At 70.1% G+C, this 14,290-nt stretch carries 13 protein-coding genes; 7 read left to right on the top strand and 6 right to left on the bottom strand.

Features of this window, described 5'->3' with window-relative positions:
* Window positions 1-19: 19 nt before the first annotated feature.
* Window positions 20-577 (bottom strand): dihydrofolate reductase family protein, encoded by a 558-nt coding sequence (locus tag ACIBR0_RS14030; RefSeq protein WP_396715509.1) that lies wholly within the window; start codon window positions 575-577, stop codon window positions 20-22.
* 327 nt (window positions 578-904) lie between these two features.
* Between ACIBR0_RS14030 and ACIBR0_RS14025 the strand changes: the two genes are divergently transcribed.
* Window positions 905-1,657: a GNAT family N-acetyltransferase gene (locus ACIBR0_RS14025; protein ID WP_396715507.1), complete on the top strand. Its 753-nt coding sequence runs from the start codon at window positions 905-907 to the stop codon at window positions 1,655-1,657.
* A 57-nt stretch (window positions 1,658-1,714) separates the two neighbouring features.
* Here the strand turns inward: ACIBR0_RS14025 and ACIBR0_RS14020 are convergent, their stop codons facing one another.
* Window positions 1,715-2,095 carry a hypothetical protein gene (locus ACIBR0_RS14020; RefSeq protein WP_396715505.1) on the bottom strand — a complete coding sequence of 127 codons (381 nt, stop codon included), beginning with the start codon at window positions 2,093-2,095 and terminating at the stop codon, window positions 1,715-1,717.
* A gap of 53 nt (window positions 2,096-2,148) precedes the next feature.
* Window positions 2,149-2,913: an SDR family NAD(P)-dependent oxidoreductase gene (locus ACIBR0_RS14015; protein WP_396715503.1), complete on the bottom strand. Its 765-nt coding sequence runs from the start codon at window positions 2,911-2,913 to the stop codon at window positions 2,149-2,151.
* A gap of 54 nt (window positions 2,914-2,967) precedes the next feature.
* Here ACIBR0_RS14015 and ACIBR0_RS14010 point away from each other — a divergent pair, with 54 nt between their 5' ends.
* The 5 genes from ACIBR0_RS14010 to ACIBR0_RS13990 all read left to right on the top strand — a co-directional run bounded on the left by ACIBR0_RS14010 (window position 2,968) and on the right by ACIBR0_RS13990 (window position 7,587).
* Window positions 2,968-3,582: a TetR/AcrR family transcriptional regulator gene (locus ACIBR0_RS14010; protein ID WP_396715501.1), complete on the top strand. Its 615-nt coding sequence runs from the start codon at window positions 2,968-2,970 to the stop codon at window positions 3,580-3,582.
* 120 nt (window positions 3,583-3,702) lie between these two features.
* Window positions 3,703-4,506, top strand: a complete 804-nt coding sequence (locus ACIBR0_RS14005; protein WP_396715499.1) for an inositol monophosphatase family protein — start codon at window positions 3,703-3,705, stop codon at window positions 4,504-4,506.
* 20 nt (window positions 4,507-4,526) lie between these two features.
* A complete protein-coding gene (locus ACIBR0_RS14000) occupies window positions 4,527-5,057 on the top strand; it encodes a GNAT family N-acetyltransferase (RefSeq protein ID WP_396715497.1) in 531 nt (176 codons plus the stop codon).
* 241 nt (window positions 5,058-5,298) lie between these two features.
* A complete protein-coding gene (locus tag ACIBR0_RS13995; RefSeq protein ID WP_396715496.1) occupies window positions 5,299-6,159 on the top strand; it encodes a bifunctional 5,10-methylenetetrahydrofolate dehydrogenase/5,10-methenyltetrahydrofolate cyclohydrolase in 861 nt (286 codons plus the stop codon).
* A gap of 264 nt (window positions 6,160-6,423) precedes the next feature.
* On the top strand, window positions 6,424-7,587 hold the full coding sequence (locus tag ACIBR0_RS13990; protein WP_396715494.1) for a PQQ-binding-like beta-propeller repeat protein: 1,164 nt from the start codon (window positions 6,424-6,426) through the stop codon (window positions 7,585-7,587).
* Between the two features lie 137 nt (window positions 7,588-7,724).
* On the opposite strand, the gene ACIBR0_RS13985 is transcribed toward ACIBR0_RS13990, so the two are convergent.
* Window positions 7,725-8,174, bottom strand: coding sequence for a VOC family protein (locus ACIBR0_RS13985; protein ID WP_396715492.1), 450 nt, complete (start codon window positions 8,172-8,174; stop codon window positions 7,725-7,727).
* Between the two features lie 339 nt (window positions 8,175-8,513).
* On the opposite strand from ACIBR0_RS13985, the gene ACIBR0_RS13980 reads away from it, so the two are divergent.
* A complete protein-coding gene (locus tag ACIBR0_RS13980) occupies window positions 8,514-11,264 on the top strand; it encodes a M36 family metallopeptidase (RefSeq protein WP_396715490.1) in 2,751 nt (916 codons plus the stop codon).
* Between the two features lie 97 nt (window positions 11,265-11,361).
* Here the strand turns inward: ACIBR0_RS13980 and ACIBR0_RS13975 are convergent, their stop codons facing one another.
* Window positions 11,362-11,667 carry a DUF1330 domain-containing protein gene (locus tag ACIBR0_RS13975; RefSeq protein ID WP_357027966.1) on the bottom strand — a complete coding sequence of 102 codons (306 nt, stop codon included), beginning with the start codon at window positions 11,665-11,667 and terminating at the stop codon, window positions 11,362-11,364.
* 146 nt (window positions 11,668-11,813) lie between these two features.
* A complete protein-coding gene (locus ACIBR0_RS13970) occupies window positions 11,814-14,210 on the bottom strand; it encodes a hypothetical protein (RefSeq protein WP_396715487.1) in 2,397 nt (798 codons plus the stop codon).
* Window positions 14,211-14,290 lie beyond the last annotated feature (80 nt).

Genomic DNA, 14,290 nt, shown 5'->3' with positions numbered 1-14,290 from the left:
TTGGTCCTCGACGTGCGGCTCAGCGGGTCCGGTAGCGCGCGTAGATCAGCCCGCTGTCGAAGGCACGCTCCTCGACCAGATCGAGGTCGAGGCGCACGCCGTCGGGAAAGAACCGCTTGCCGCCGCCGACCACGCTCGTGGTGATGAACAGGTGGTACTCGTCCACCAGCCCGGCCGCGATCGCCTGGGCCGCGAGGTTCGGGCCGTCGACGGTGAGGTCCTGATCAGCCTCGGCCTTGAGCGTACGCACCGCGGCCGGGTCGAAGGTCCGCTCGATCCTGGTCTTCGCGCTGGACACCGACTCCAGCGTCGTGGAGTACACGATCTTCTCCGCGGCCTGCCAGTCTCGGGCGTACTGCAGGATGTACGGCGGCTGGTCGGGCTCGTTGTGCGCGGTCTCCCAGTAGACCATCGTCTCGTACATCCGTCGGCCGTAGAGGTACGTACCGACGGGCCGGAAGAGGTCGTTGATGAAGGTGTGCACCTCCTGATCGTCGGCCCCGGCGCCGAGGCCGCCCTCCGCCGCCTCGGCGTAGCCATCGAGCGAGGTGACCATCGAGTAGATGAGCTTCGCCATGCGTCTCCTCCGGTACGAGCGCGTCAGTCTGCCAGCGGTCCTACAGATACGACCTCCGCACGACCCGAAACTCATCGCTCGGCTGGCCGGCCGGTTCTGCGGGGTTGACACGGTCAAGCCGGTTGCGGCAACCTTGGCGGCCGACCACGCGATCGGCGTGGGCACTCTGCATGAGGGAATGACGCCTGTGATCCGGGTAGGCCGAGCGGCCGCCTGAGTGTTGACCACGCGACGACTGATCGTCGCGCGGCTCTGTCACGGATGAGCGGTCCGACGCTTCTTTCCGCGCACCACAGCTTCTCTCATGCATCGAGGTTTACGTTGATCATGGATGCCCGCATCCAGCAGTCCGTCGTCGCCAACCTGTCCAACCGACCCGCGCCCGTGGAGGTGGGGCCGTTCGTGATCGGGATGGATCCGACTACGACCAGTCCCTACATCAACTACGCGACGCCGCGTCCCGGTGCTGTCATCACCGCGGCCGACGTCACCGCCCTGGTCGCAGCCTTCCAGGCGGCTGATCGCAAACCCCGCCTGGAGTACGTCACCAGCTGCGCCCCCAACCTGGAAGCACTTCTCACCGCCGCAGGCTTCATCGTGGAAGCCCGGCACACCTACCTGCTCTGCCTGCCCCACACAGTGACGGCACCACCCACACTCGACCACCTCCGTCTGTACGAACCGGACACCGATTCCCAGCGCGCCGCGCTGATCAGCGCGCAGAACGAAGCCTTCGGCGGCGACCCGGTGGCCTCCGAGGCTGACGTGGATCGCCTCCGACGTCAGCAGGACGCCGGAGGCGTGGCCGTCATGGCCGTCACCGACGACGGCACCTGCGCAGGAGGTGGCGGGGCGGTCCCACCCGCCGGCGCGGTGAGTGAGGTCGCCGGCATCGCCGTTCGCAAGCCCTACCGCCGCCAGGGACTGGCGGGCGCGATCACCGCCGAGACAACCCGGCGGCTGTTCACCGCAGGCGTGGAGATCGCCTGGCTGGAGGCCTCGGGCGAGGAATCGTGGCGGATCTACGAGCGCGCCGGCTACCGACCTGCCGGCCAACGGCTCTACATCGCCGTGAACTGAGTTCCGCCACAGAGCCCGGGCCGAGGTCACCGACCAAGGCCCGGGCCACCTCGCGCGTCAGCTCTGTCGCCAGACCCGGAACGTCTGTTGCAGCCGCCACGTGCCGTCCGGCTGCTGCGCCTGGTTACTCCAGCGGAACGCATCGACCTCGATGTCGGAGAAGGTCCAGCGCAGATCGCCGCCGTCGAGCACGATCTGCCCTTCGACGCGGCACGCCAGGAACATGTGGGTGCGACGCTGGCCCGGTCCCACCCACGTCGAGCGCCACACGCCCGCACCGGCGGCGGGATCGGGAAACCGTACGCTGACGCCGTGCTCGACCCCGGGCAGGATCCAGACATCGGTGGTCGCCCGCCCGCCCAACGCGTACCCGAAGTGCCACTCGCCTCGGCGGACAGTCGAGGACCCGTCGAGGCCGTACTCCGTACAGTCCAGCACCCAGGATCCGGTGAACTGTCCGTAGTCCTACCACCGGCGAACACCGTTGGTGGTCAGGCGCGCGGGCCCAGGAACAGGCCGCCACTCGCGTCGATGACCTGTCCGGTAACCCAGCGCGCGGCGTCGGAGGCGAGGAACGCGACCACCTCGGCGATGTCGCCGGGCCCGCCCAGCCGGTCGAGTGCCGTCATTCCGGTGATCAGTTCGGCCAGACCCGGTGTCTCGAAGACCGGCCCGTTGGTCGCGGTCCGGGTGGCGCCGGGCGCGACCGCGTTCACCGTGATGCCTCGGACGCCGAGTTGATTGGCCAAGGTCAGGGTCATCGTCTCGACCGCGCCCTTGGTCATGGCGAACGAGGTCTGGGGGGCGTTGGCCATCCTGGTCGCCACGGACGAGACCGTGATGATCCGGCCGCCGTCGCGGAGCAGGGGCAACGCCCGCTCGATGATGAAGTACGGCGCTCGCACGTTGACCGCGAACAGATGGTCGAAGGCTGCCCGTGTCGTGGCGCCGAGCGGCCCGGCGGGTGGCGCCGCCGCGTTGTTGACGACGATGTCCAGCGGCTGCCCAGCCAGGCTGGCCTCGACCCCCGCAAACAGTGTCTCGACATCTCCGTCCACGCCCAGTTCCGCTCCGACAGCACAGGCCGTTCCACCGTCCCGCACGATCTTGTCAACCGTCGCCGTCGCGCCGTCCTTGTCCCTACCGAAGTGCGCGATGACCACTGCTCCCCGCGCCGCCAGGCGGATCGCGATTGCCTGCCCTATGCCACGCGATGCGCCGGTCACCAAGGCGGTCCTGCCGATCAGGTCCTTCATGACGTTAGCTACTCCCTATCTGTTAGCAACTATCAGCACGGTAGTGTCTATCACATGGTTGAACGACACCCAACACTCCGGGAGCAACGACGGGCTGAGACGCAGCGCATGATCCAGGCGCATGCGGTGCGGTTGTTCGTCGAGCGCGGATATGACGGCACGACCGTGAACGACGTCGCCGAGGCCGCGGGGGTGTCTGCGATGACGGTGTACCGGCACTTCCCGACAAAGGAGGACCTCGTGCTGTTCGATCAGAACGGCCCGCTGGTCGCCGAACGGATCGCCGCGACACCGGCCGGGCAGCCCCTCGTGCGCCGCATCGGCAGCGCGCTCGTCGACTCAGCGCGAACGCTGACCTCCGGCGACGACCGGCTCCTGCTGGCGCGCCTGAGGCTGATGATCTCGACGCCCGCCCTCCGCGCCCGCCACCTGGACAACCACTACGTGCTTCAACAAGCCATCGTGGACGGCCTCGGGGACGAGGCCGCCGATCCCGACACGGCCTTCCAGGCCGCGGCGGCGGCCAGCGCCTCCCTGGCCGCCATGCACACCGCGCTGGTGCGGTGGGCGAAGGACGACGGTCGCAGCGATCTACCCGACTTGATCGCGAAGGCACTCGCGGCAGCTTTCGGCGACAACACGACCATCCGCTCGAAGAAGGCTCACTGAGCGTTCCTGCGCCTCGCGGGGTGGGGCTTGTGCCGCGACCGGGTCGCTGGAAGGTGGCCGACGACCGCTGATGTGTGAGCTCGAGGCGCACCGAACCGGGACGGTATCTATGGTGCGTACATGTCGATCACCGACCGAGATCTGGTCATCGAGGCCGCGGTGGCCGGCGCTGCGGTCGTGCGCTCGCACTACGGGTCGTCGCTGACACGCTTCGAGAAATCCGCGGGCGACTTCGCCACGTCGGCCGACATCGAAGCGGAGCGGGCCATCCTCGACGTCCTGCGCGCTGCCCGGCCGGACGACCTCGTGCTGGGAGAGGAGAGCGGGCGTACGGGGACCGGCGGGAACGGCCGCTTGTGGCTGGTCGACCCGTTGTGCGGGACGCTGAACTACGCCGTACGCACCATGCTCGTCTCGGTCAACGTGGCCCTCCGAATCGGGACGCAGGTCGTCGTGGCAGCCTCGGCGGACCCGTTCACCGATGAGGTGTTCTGGACCGACGGTGCCGCGGCGTACGTGCGTAGCGACGGCGTGGACGAGCCACTTGCCCCGTCGGCCACGTCGAAGCTGGTGGACGTCAACCTCGATCCCCCGTTCCCCAACGAGGGTGTCTTCCGGGCCGCACGGCTACTTGCCGACGAAGGATTCGTCGAGCAGTTCCGCCCGCGTGTCGTCTCCACCACCCTGGCGGTGGCCTGGGTCGCTGCCGGCCGACGAGCCGCGTACGTCACCGATGGCCACCTGAGCGACAGTGTCCACTTCGCGGCCGGCATCGCCCTCTGTCAGGCGGCCGGCTGCGTGGTGACCGGGATCGACGGCCAACCTCTCCACACCGGTGCGGGCGGTCTGGTCGTGGCGGCCGACGAACAGACACACGCCGCCCTGCTGACCCTGATAGCGAACCAACGTGCAAGAAGGGATTGATCGGTTCTAGATTGGGTCGCGTGCGCACCATCGCGAGCGACCGTCTCCTGCTGCGCCCCTGGCGCGATGAGGACGCCGACTTCCTTCTGGATCTCGAGTCGCGCTGGGAGGTCGTGCGATTCTTGGGCGCGCAACCCACGATCATGAACAACCGCAAGGATGCCCTCGCCTCGATCGCACGCCGATGCGCCATCGACGATCCGATCCACGGGATCTGGGCCATCACCACAGCGGCGGACGGCCGGCTGGTGGGAAACCTCCTGCTCAAGCCGATTCCCCTGTCGGCCGGGGAACCGGCCGGCGGGCCGACCGATGTCGAGATCGGCTGGCACCTGCATCCGGACTCCTGGGGGCACGGCTACGCCACCGAAGCAGCGGCGGCGGTCCTGGACGACGCGTTCAGCCGGGGTCTGGCGAGGGCCATCGCGGTCACGGATCCGGACAACCGTGCCTCCCAGGCCGTCTGCCGGCGGCTCGGCATGACGCACCTCGGCCGGACGACCAGGTACTACGACACGCCGAACGAACTCTTTGAGAGGCTGACCAGCTGATCGGCAAGGACCGCCACGACCGCCTCCGCCGCTCGCCACGTCGGGGCAGCACCTGCGCCGGCTCGGCGGGACGCTGGGCAGCATGCCCTGCGGCATATGCGTACGCGCAGGCTGTGAGCGTTGGTCGGTATCAGCGCCGGGTATCCTGCTGGGCGGAGGCGACTGGCGGCACGGGGATGGTCGGACCATCGGGGAGCCTGTCACGGGAGTCGACCGCCTGGGCTGCCGTCCGGAGGAACCCATGCCCCAGACCCGACTCCTGTCCGGCGCACCGGTGGCCGAAGCCGTACTCGCCGACATCGCCCGGCGGGTCGCCACCCTGCACGGGCGAGGCATCACGCCCAGCCTCGCCACGATCCTGGTCGGCGACGACGACGCGAGCGCCGGGTACATCCGGATCAAGCAGCGGCAGGCGGCCGATTTGGGCTTCGACTCGCCGCACCGGCACCTGCCCGCGGACGCCACCCAGGACGACCTTCTCGACGTGATCGCCGGCTTCAACGTCGACAGGGACGTGCACGCTGTCCTGATCCAGTACCCGATCCCCGACCACCTCGACTACGACGCCGCGTTGCAGACGCTGGACCCCGACAGGGACGTCGACGGGATGCACCCGCTCAACATGGGGCGGCTGGCTCTGGGCATGCCCGGCCCTCTCCCCTGCACTCCCGCCGGTATCGAGGCGTTGCTGGACCACCACGGGATCCCGGTCGCCGGTCGCGAGGTGGTGATCCTCGGGCGCGGCGCGACGGTCGGGCGGCCGCTGGCCATCCTGCTGGCCCAGAAACGCCCCACCGCGAACGCCGCGGTCACCGTTGTCCACACCGGCGTACCGGACTGGCCCCGCTACACCCGCCGCGCCGACATCCTCATCGCGGCAGCCGGCGTCCCCGGCATCGTCCAGCCGGAGCATGTCCGCCCCGGCGCGGTGGTGATCGGCGCCGGTGTCCGGTACGCCGGCCGCCGTCTCCTGCCCGACGTCGACGAAGCCTGCGCCGAGGTGGCCTCCGCGATCACCCCGCGCGTCGGTGGGGTCGGCCCGACGACGGTCGCCATGCTGTTCCGCAACGCCGTGGCCGCCGCCGAACGCGCTACCACCTGACGCGCGGCCGGCTCGCCGGCGGTCGAATCTTCTCGGTCCGGACAGACCACACCTCCGGTTCAGCCGCTGGACCAACCGGCCGCCCTCGACTGCTGGACGCCGGAAGGCTTCGCCCTGCTCCGACGTGCCGTCGGCGGGCAACCATGGACGTCGCTTGAGCCATATGATCACCGGCACGGCGGCGCCGAGGCAGCAGGGACGCAGCCCGGCACGAAGGACAGGGGCGCGGGGTTCGGCGAGGCCGCGCCAACGGGGAAGGTACGAGTGAAGCACTCACTGAAGGTGCTGACCGCTGCCGCGGTGCTCGCGGCCACGGTGGCGATGCCGGCGGCGCCGGCCGCCGCGGGCGGCACGGGCTGGTGGGCCATGTCCGGCTACCTGGTCAGCAACAGCGGATTCAATCCCAACGAGTCGAACGTGACGGTTCCGACCGTCCCGAACCTCAAGCTCACGTACACCGGCACTCCGGCCCGGACCGGCCAGCGCGCACCGGTCGTCGCCGACGGACTCGTGTACACGCAGGATGACCGTGGTGTCACGGCCACCGACGAGGGGACCGGCGCCCAGAAGTGGCGCTTCGAGCCGGACCCCGAGAGGTTCCGGTGGCCTTCGCATCTCGTCCACACGGCCGGCCAGATCGTCTGGGCGATGAACGACAGCCCCGCCACGCCTGGCCTCGATTCCACCAGGATCTTCGTGCTCGACGCTACCACCGGGACGGTGGTCCGGGACTTCCACGACGAGGGAGTGGTCACGCAGATCCTCGTCGACCGGGGCGTCGTCGTGGTCTCCGGCGAGAGCCGCTACAGCAGTGACACGCGCGCCTACCGCCTCGCCGACGGGCAGCTGCTGTGGCAGCGCAACCAGTACATGAAACAGCCGGTTTCGGCGAACGGTCGCGTCGTTGTCTCCGGAACCGGAATGGGGGCCGGACCTCTGACGAGCACCATCGTCGACATCGGCACCGGCAGTATCGTCCACACCACTCAGGACCGTGAGTACCGGCCGCTCGCGGCGGACGAGTCGGGGACCAGGTTCTACGTCGGGTGGGGGCACAGCCTGCAGGTCCTCGACGCGACGACCGGCACCCTGACCTGGCTCGCGTCGAACCTGTACCCGAGGTTCGTGGTGGTCACCCCGACCAGGCTGTACGTCACCTCGAATGGGGGCACGGTCTCCGCGTTGAACCGCAGCACCGGCGCCACGATCTGGAGCCGGAGCATTCCGGAAAGCCAGTACCAGCGGGCGATCGTCGCGGGTGGTGTCCTGTACGTCACAGCCAAGAGCGACCGGGTATACACCCTGAACCCGGTCGACGGTGCCCCGCTGAAAGCGCCGGCGTTCACCGGCGCGGTCGACCAGCTCGTGGTCACCTACGGCAGGGTGTACGTCACCGACGGCGCGAAGCTGACCGTCTACGGCCTCTAGCAGAGCGGCGTGCAACGGCGGTTGACCGGATGTCGCGGTCGACCGCCGTTGCTGTCCGCGTGGTCCGCTGCGGTTGGGGTGATTCGGGAATGGAGATCACCGCTGGGGTCAGGGCTTCGGGGGCGCCGGCTCTGCCATCAGGCGGCGGCGACCCGCCCCATCTCGGCGAGGATGCTGCCGGCCTGCCCGAGCTCGATCAGGTAGCCGTCCGGGTCCCGCAGGTAGCACCGGGTCTCGACGCCATGATCCTTCGGCTCGGTGAGGAACTCCCCGCCCCGGGAGCGCCACTGCTCGTAGACGGCATGGACATCGGTGACCCGGATGTTCATCGCGCTGCTCAGCGTGGTCGAGTCCGGCGGCGCCTGTGCGCGTACGTCCGGCTTGTCGTCGGTGGGACCACCTTCGTCGTTGATCACGATGTAGCTGTTGTGGAAGCGCAGGATCGCCGGCCGGCGATCCCGCACCACCGTCGCTCCCAGCACCCGCTGGTAGAACTCCCGTGAACGGTCCACATCCCGCACGATCAGCAGGGTCGTGAGCACCATCCCGTTCTCGGGCTGGAAGTAGTCCGGCGCCTCGCTCGTCATCCGCCCTCCCCCATCCGACCGGTGGGGCGTACCCCCTCTCCGCCTCGGCACACCCCAGGGTGGGCGCTGCGAGCGGCAGGCGGCGACAGCGGCTTGACACATGTCGGAGAAACAATCGAGATATTTAAACATGTGCTGGGTGACTGGTGCTCGTCCGGTCCGTAGCGTCGGTCGGCAACACCGCGCTGGGGCGTACGCCGGCACGGGCTGTTCCGGTGGTGGTGGCGCGGCGCCAGACGGCGCTGTGTCGGAACAGTGAAGGGAGCACCGGTGGCTTCATCTCCCCCCGTCTCACGCGCTCGGCGTGACACCCGGTTGGTGTTTGTCAGCAGTCTTGTCGTGTCGCTGACGCTGGCGGCCACGCCGGGTTGGGCGGCTCCGAATGAGGGTCCGGCCGCGAAGCCGAACCCCATCTTCCTGACCGGCCCGAACGAGGGCCGGCCGGACACCATCGCCATGACGTACCTGCGGTCGAACGCGGGTCAGCACGGCGTCCACGCCTCCGACCTGAGCGATCTCGGGGTCGCCTCCAGCTACACCAGCGCACACAACGGTGTGACGCATGTCAATCTGTCGCAGCGGTACAAGCAACTGGAGGTTTTCGGCGCCACCGCGACGGTCAACGTCGCCCGGGACGGCAGTGTCATCTTCGTGGGCGACACGTTGGTGTCCGGGCTGTCCGGCGGCGCGTCGGCCCAGGAGTCGGTGGATGCCGTCAAGGCGGTGCGGTCGGCGGCGAAGGCGTTGAAACTGCCGACTCCGCGCAACCCCCGGGTGCTCAGCCGTGCCGCCGGCCCGGCGAAGCGGACGGTCGTGTCCGGTAGCGGTATCTCCGACGAGCCCATTCCGGCGAAGCTGGGTTGGCAGCCCAGCGAGGCCGGGTTGCGCCTGGCGTGGCAGTTGGTGATCGACGACTCCACGGCCTCCCACCTGTGGAATGCGACGATCGACGCGCAGAGCGGTGCGCTGCTCGCCGTCGAGGACTGGACGACACACGACGAGGTGTCCGAACTGTCGAGCACGTTGGGCCACCACGTGGCGGGTCGCTCGCAGGTTTCGACCGGGGCCGGCTCCCCCAACCCGGTGCAGGACGGGTCGAGCTACCAGGTGTTCGGCCTGCCGACCGAGAGCCCGAACGACGGGCCGCGCACGCTGGTGACGAACCCGGCGGACGGTACGGCGTCGCCGCACGGCTGGCACGACACGGACGGGGCGCCCGGCGCGGAGTTCACCACGACGCAGGGCGTCAACGTGCACGCCTACCAGGACCAGGACGTCAACAATACGGCGGACCTGGGCAGCAGCCCGGACGGCGGAACGGGTCTGAGCTTCAACTTCCCGCTCGACCTCGGGGAGCACGCGCAGAACTACCGGGACGCCGCAACCGCGAACCTCTTCTACTGGAACAACATCGTCCACGACGTCACCCACCGGTACGGCTTCGACGAGGCGTCGGGAAACTTCCAGGCGAACAACTACAGTCGCGGTGGCGCGAGCGGGGACTACGTGCGCGCGGAGGCGGCGGACGGCGGCGGCACCAACAACGCGAACTTCTCCACCCCGGCGGTCGACGGCGTGGGCACTCCCCGGATGCAGATGTACCTGTGGCCCGGCAACCAGTTCGGCAGCCAGAACCAGGTCGTCGTGGACGGCCCGGGCTCGTTCGACGCGTCGTGGTCGCGGTTCACCCCGGCGCCCACGGTCGCCGGGCGGTCCGGCCGGTTGGTGTACGGCGGCACCGGCTGCGCCACCGAGACGTACCCCGATAGCCGGCCCGCCACCGACTGGGTCGCGGTGCTCGACGGCGGCACCGCCGCCTGCAGCTACCTGGTTCGCGCACAGGTCGCCGAGTCCCTCGGGGCCGTCGCCGTGGTGATCGCGCACAACGCGGCCGGCACCGCGCCAGTCCTGACCGGGTCGATGGCCGGCGCACCGGTGACCATCCCGGCGGTCGCCGTGACCCAGGCCGACGGGGCCACCATCAAGGCCGCCGTCGCCGACGGAACTGCGACGGGAACCATCCGGAAGCACCCGAACCACCCCGGCATCCGGGACGGCGACCTCGACGCCGGGGTCGTCGTCCATGAGTACGCGCACGGCATCTCCAACCGGCTCACCGGCGGACCGACGATCAACTGCCTGACCGGGGACGAGCGGATGGGCGAGGGCTGGAGCGACTACTTCGCCATCACCATGCTGATGGACCCGAGGTTCGACACGGCGGAGGGCCGGCGCGGCATGGGTCCCTACGTCCTGTTCCAGGACGACCGGAGCGGCAACGGCATCCGGCCGCGGCCGTACTCCCGCAACATGGAGATCCAGCCGTTCACCTACGACAGCATCAAGACCGCCGGCTGGCTGAACGGCACGTCTCTGGCGATGCCGCACGGCGTCGGCCACGGCTGGGCGTCCGTGCTCTGGGACATGACGTGGGACCTCATCGACCGGCGCGGGTACAACCCCAACATCTACGACTCCTGGAACACCGGCGGCAACAACCTCGCCATGCAGCTCGTCATGGACGGACTCAAGTTCCAGGGCTGCGGGCCCGGCTTCGTCACCGGCCGCAACGCCATCATCGCCGCCGACGCGGCGCTGACCGGGGGCGACAACGCCTGCACGCTCTGGGCCTCCTTCGCCCGCCGGGGCCTCGGCTACAGCGCGGTGCAGGGCACCACCAACCGCGACGACAACACCGAAGCCTTCGACACCCACCCCACCTGCCGCGGCGACTTCACCGGTCGGGCCGCCCAACCCGCCCTGAACACCGTCGACGCCGGTGACGCGGTCCCGATGAGGTTCAACCTCGGCACCAACCGGGGCCTGGACATCCTCGCCAGCAACTCTCCCTACTCCCGCCTGGTCGACTGCGACACGCTCCGGACCGTCAACCCCGACGGCGGCGTCACCCCCCGACCCACCCCGGTCGCCGCTCAGACCGCCGGTGACGCGCAGCTGTCCGTCACCGCCAACGGCCAGTACCTCTACCCGTGGAAGACCGACCCCGCCTGGGCCGGCACCTGCCGGGAGTTCGTCCTGTCCCTCGACGACGGGCACCAGTACCGCGCCTACTTCCGCTTCACCGGCTGACCGGACGTAGGCGAGCAGTCGAACCGGAGGGAGCATCCCAACCAGGGGTACTCCCTCCGGTCGTCTGTGCCCCGCGCGATGAATGACCGGGCGCCGTCTACGCCGGAGTCTCGGACACCGCCTCGATGATGCGCAGGTCGCGCTCCGCTCCGTCGTCGAGTGCCCGCAGCGCCTCCTGGTAGGCGGGGCTGCGGTAGGCGGCCACAGCCGCCTCGACGCTGTCGAACTCGATCAGCGTCGTGCGTTCCACGATGCCGGACTCGAACGCGTGCGCCGGTAGCCCGCGTGCCAGGAACCTGCCGCCCGCCGCACGCATCGCCGGCCCCGCCAGCTCGACGTAGGCGGCCAGCTTCTCCTCGTCCGTGATGGACCGGAACGTGTTGATCCAGTAGGCCTTCGGCATCGGCGGTGTCTCCCGTTCGTGTGGCGGTGATCAGGCCAGGGCGAGGCGGTGGCTGGGACGTGACGACGGAGGCCGACGGCACACCCCGGCCACGACCGTACGCGTCGGGCACCGCCGAGATGATGCCCCGGCTCCGTCGCCTCCAGCTACCTTCCTTCGCCGCTCACCTGTTCGCGTAGCTCGCGGAGGTTGTCGACGCAGGCCGCGTACGCCTGGTCCTCCGCGTAGCCGGAGTGCCCGAGCGTGGCCGGGTAGCAGTTGTCCCCTGCCGTCCGAGCGAACACCGGGTCGATGATCCGTCGGTCGACGTGCTCTGCGCCCTCGGTGGGCCCTTGCTCGCCGGTTGCCCCGACCGACCGGGCCTCAGTCAGGATCCATCCGCCGATCGGGTCGCTGGGCCGGTAGAGGTTGCGCCACGGCCAGCGGGCGCGAGCGCGGTCGGTGACGTCCAGGGGCCGGCCCGCCAGGAGAGCGCCGGTACGGCGCAACGCGGCCGGTCCGAAGTACGCGGGGAAGAACCGTGCGTAGAGCCGACGCAGCGGGCTGCCGTAGGTGAGCAGGGCGACCCGTGCGCTCTCCGCGTACGTGAGTTGCATGACCACGGCCGCGCCGATGACCGTTCCCTGGGAGTGACACGACAGCAGGACGCGACCGCCGCAGGTGCGGCCGAGGTACTCGATGCGCCGGATCAGGTCCGGGACCGCCCGTTCGGCGTAGCAGGGAGGCGCGAGCGGATGGGTGGCGCGCGGCCAGAACGTGCCGATGTCCCACAGGACGCCGACGGTCCGCCGGAACCGCGGGTTGCGGTACGCCTGGCGCCCCACGTAGAGGAGGCCGGCCGCGAATCCACCGACGAGCAGGTCGCCGATGGTGACCGCCCAGCGCGCGTGGACGTAGACCCAGCTCCGGTCGACCAGGTAGCCGATCACGCCGCCTGCGGTCAGGGCGGCGAGCAGGACGACGAACACGCCGCTGACCCGTCCGCCCACGTCGCTCAGGGTCGCTCGGGACCAGGCGGCGGCGATGCGACGGGCGCGTCGCAGGGTCTCCGCGTGGTGCGGGTCGTGGGGCGTCCGGAGCGCCTCCGCGATCTTTTCTGTCGGGTAGGCCGGGACGATGTGGTCGCGCAGGATCCGGTCGGTGCTGCGCCGTACGAACCACAGCGCGACACCCGCCAGCAGCAGCGCCGTCGCCGCCACCGGGACCGCCATCGCCGCTCCCCAGAAGTAGACCAGCGGGACGACGATGGTGTCGGGGGTGCGATCGGTCGGCGCCGGCTTGCCGAGCACATGGGCCACCGCCAGGGCCAGGCCGGCGGCGAAGGCGCCGGCGAGGACCAGCGCGAACATCATCAGCGCGGGGGTCGCGAGCCCGAACCACGCGGGTGACGGTTCCGCCGCCGAGTTGGCTGGCCGGGCCCGGGCACGCCCGGCCAGCAGGAGGACCAGCATGGCCAGCAGCAGGACGACCTGTGCCGCCGCCAGCACCTGGACCGCCCCGGTGAGCCACGGTAGCTGCGACCGCGGAGCATCCGGGTCGTACACCGGTGCGTTGACGCCGCGCTGCCAGACCACCATCGCGGCCAGAACGGTCACGGCCAGGGCCAGCCACGGCAGGAGCGTGTAGAGATCACGCCGGCCACCGGGTGCACCGCCCCGGTCCGGCCGGGGGCGGTCGTTGGGCAGGCAGACCAGCACGACGGCCAGCCCGAGCAGGGCCAGCGCCAGCCCGAACAGGACAACCACGGCCGCAGTGGCCGCCCCTGGCTCAGTGGCGCTGCGATCGGCGAAGGGCGCGAGCAGGAGGACGCCGACCAGCGCGAAGCCGGCCGCGACGTGGGCCGCCCGCAGCCGCCGCACCTGGGACTCGCCGTTCCACATCCGACGGTCTTCCAGCGGCGTGCGGTCCTGCTCCTCGGCGGCGGCCGGCGGTACGGTCGCCGCTTCCAGTTCCCGCCAGGTCTTGTTCGCCAACCACCAGAGCAGACCCACCACGGCCAGTGGGAGCGCGGCCGTCACAGCGATGCGCCGCCCGGGCAGGTCGAGCCACGGCCAGGACAGGAAGCCCAGCCACGAGACGCGGTCGGTGCAGTCGCGCGCCGAACGCACACACTGCCACCCGAAGAAGTCCATGGACACGAGGACGACGGCCAGGACCAGGGTAAGCGTTATCGACAGCGCGAACAGCCGCAGCAGCGCCTCCGCCGTCCGCCGGTGACCCCGCCGTCCGGTTCGAGCGCCGGCGGACGGCAGGGCAAAGAAGGCCACGTTCACCAGCAGGAACGGCGTGAGCAGCAGCCACAGCGCCCGCTGCCCACTGCCCGCGGTCAACGCACCCCACGAGTACGCCTCGAGTCGCTCCTGCGCCGTGTCGGCGGAGGTCTGCCGCGCCTCCCACCGCCTGCGGTGGAAGCCCGCCTCGGCATCTCCCGCCACCCGCGCGACGTGCGGGTGTGCCAGCATGCGCTCCGGCGGCGTTCCGGACACGCCATGGACTCGCAACTCGGTCCAGCCGCCGCCGTCCCGGTTCACGTAGCCGCCCACGGTTCACCTCCGGCCACCGCAGCCTTCATGCCTCTCTACCGGACGATGCGCGTAGTCCGCAGTCACCCAGCGGACACATC

It is taken from the genome of Micromonospora sp. NPDC049497, assembly GCF_044465805.1.
Taxonomy (GTDB): domain Bacteria; phylum Actinomycetota; class Actinomycetes; order Mycobacteriales; family Micromonosporaceae; genus Micromonospora.
Note: the sequence above shows the minus strand (reverse complement) of the source record. Positions and strands in the feature narration are given on the sequence as shown.

Bases quoted from the DNA above. Each gene is read 5' to 3' on its own strand.
- ACIBR0_RS14030 (WP_396715509.1), bottom strand. From the start codon at position 577: ATGGCGAAGCTCATCTACTCGATGGTCACCTCGCTCGATGGCTACGCC.
- ACIBR0_RS14025 (WP_396715507.1), top strand. From the start codon at position 905: ATGGATGCCCGCATCCAGCAGTCCGTCGTCGCCAACCTGTCCAACCGA.
- ACIBR0_RS14015 (WP_396715503.1), bottom strand. From the start codon at position 2,913: ATGAAGGACCTGATCGGCAGGACCGCCTTGGTGACCGGCGCATCGCGT.
- ACIBR0_RS14010 (WP_396715501.1), top strand. From the start codon at position 2,968: ATGGTTGAACGACACCCAACACTCCGGGAGCAACGACGGGCTGAGACG.
- ACIBR0_RS14005 (WP_396715499.1), top strand. From the start codon at position 3,703: ATGTCGATCACCGACCGAGATCTGGTCATCGAGGCCGCGGTGGCCGGC.
- ACIBR0_RS13995 (WP_396715496.1), top strand. From the start codon at position 5,299: ATGCCCCAGACCCGACTCCTGTCCGGCGCACCGGTGGCCGAAGCCGTA.
- ACIBR0_RS13985 (WP_396715492.1), bottom strand. From the start codon at position 8,174: ATGACGAGCGAGGCGCCGGACTACTTCCAGCCCGAGAACGGGATGGTG.
- ACIBR0_RS13975 (WP_357027966.1), bottom strand. From the start codon at position 11,667: ATGCCGAAGGCCTACTGGATCAACACGTTCCGGTCCATCACGGACGAG.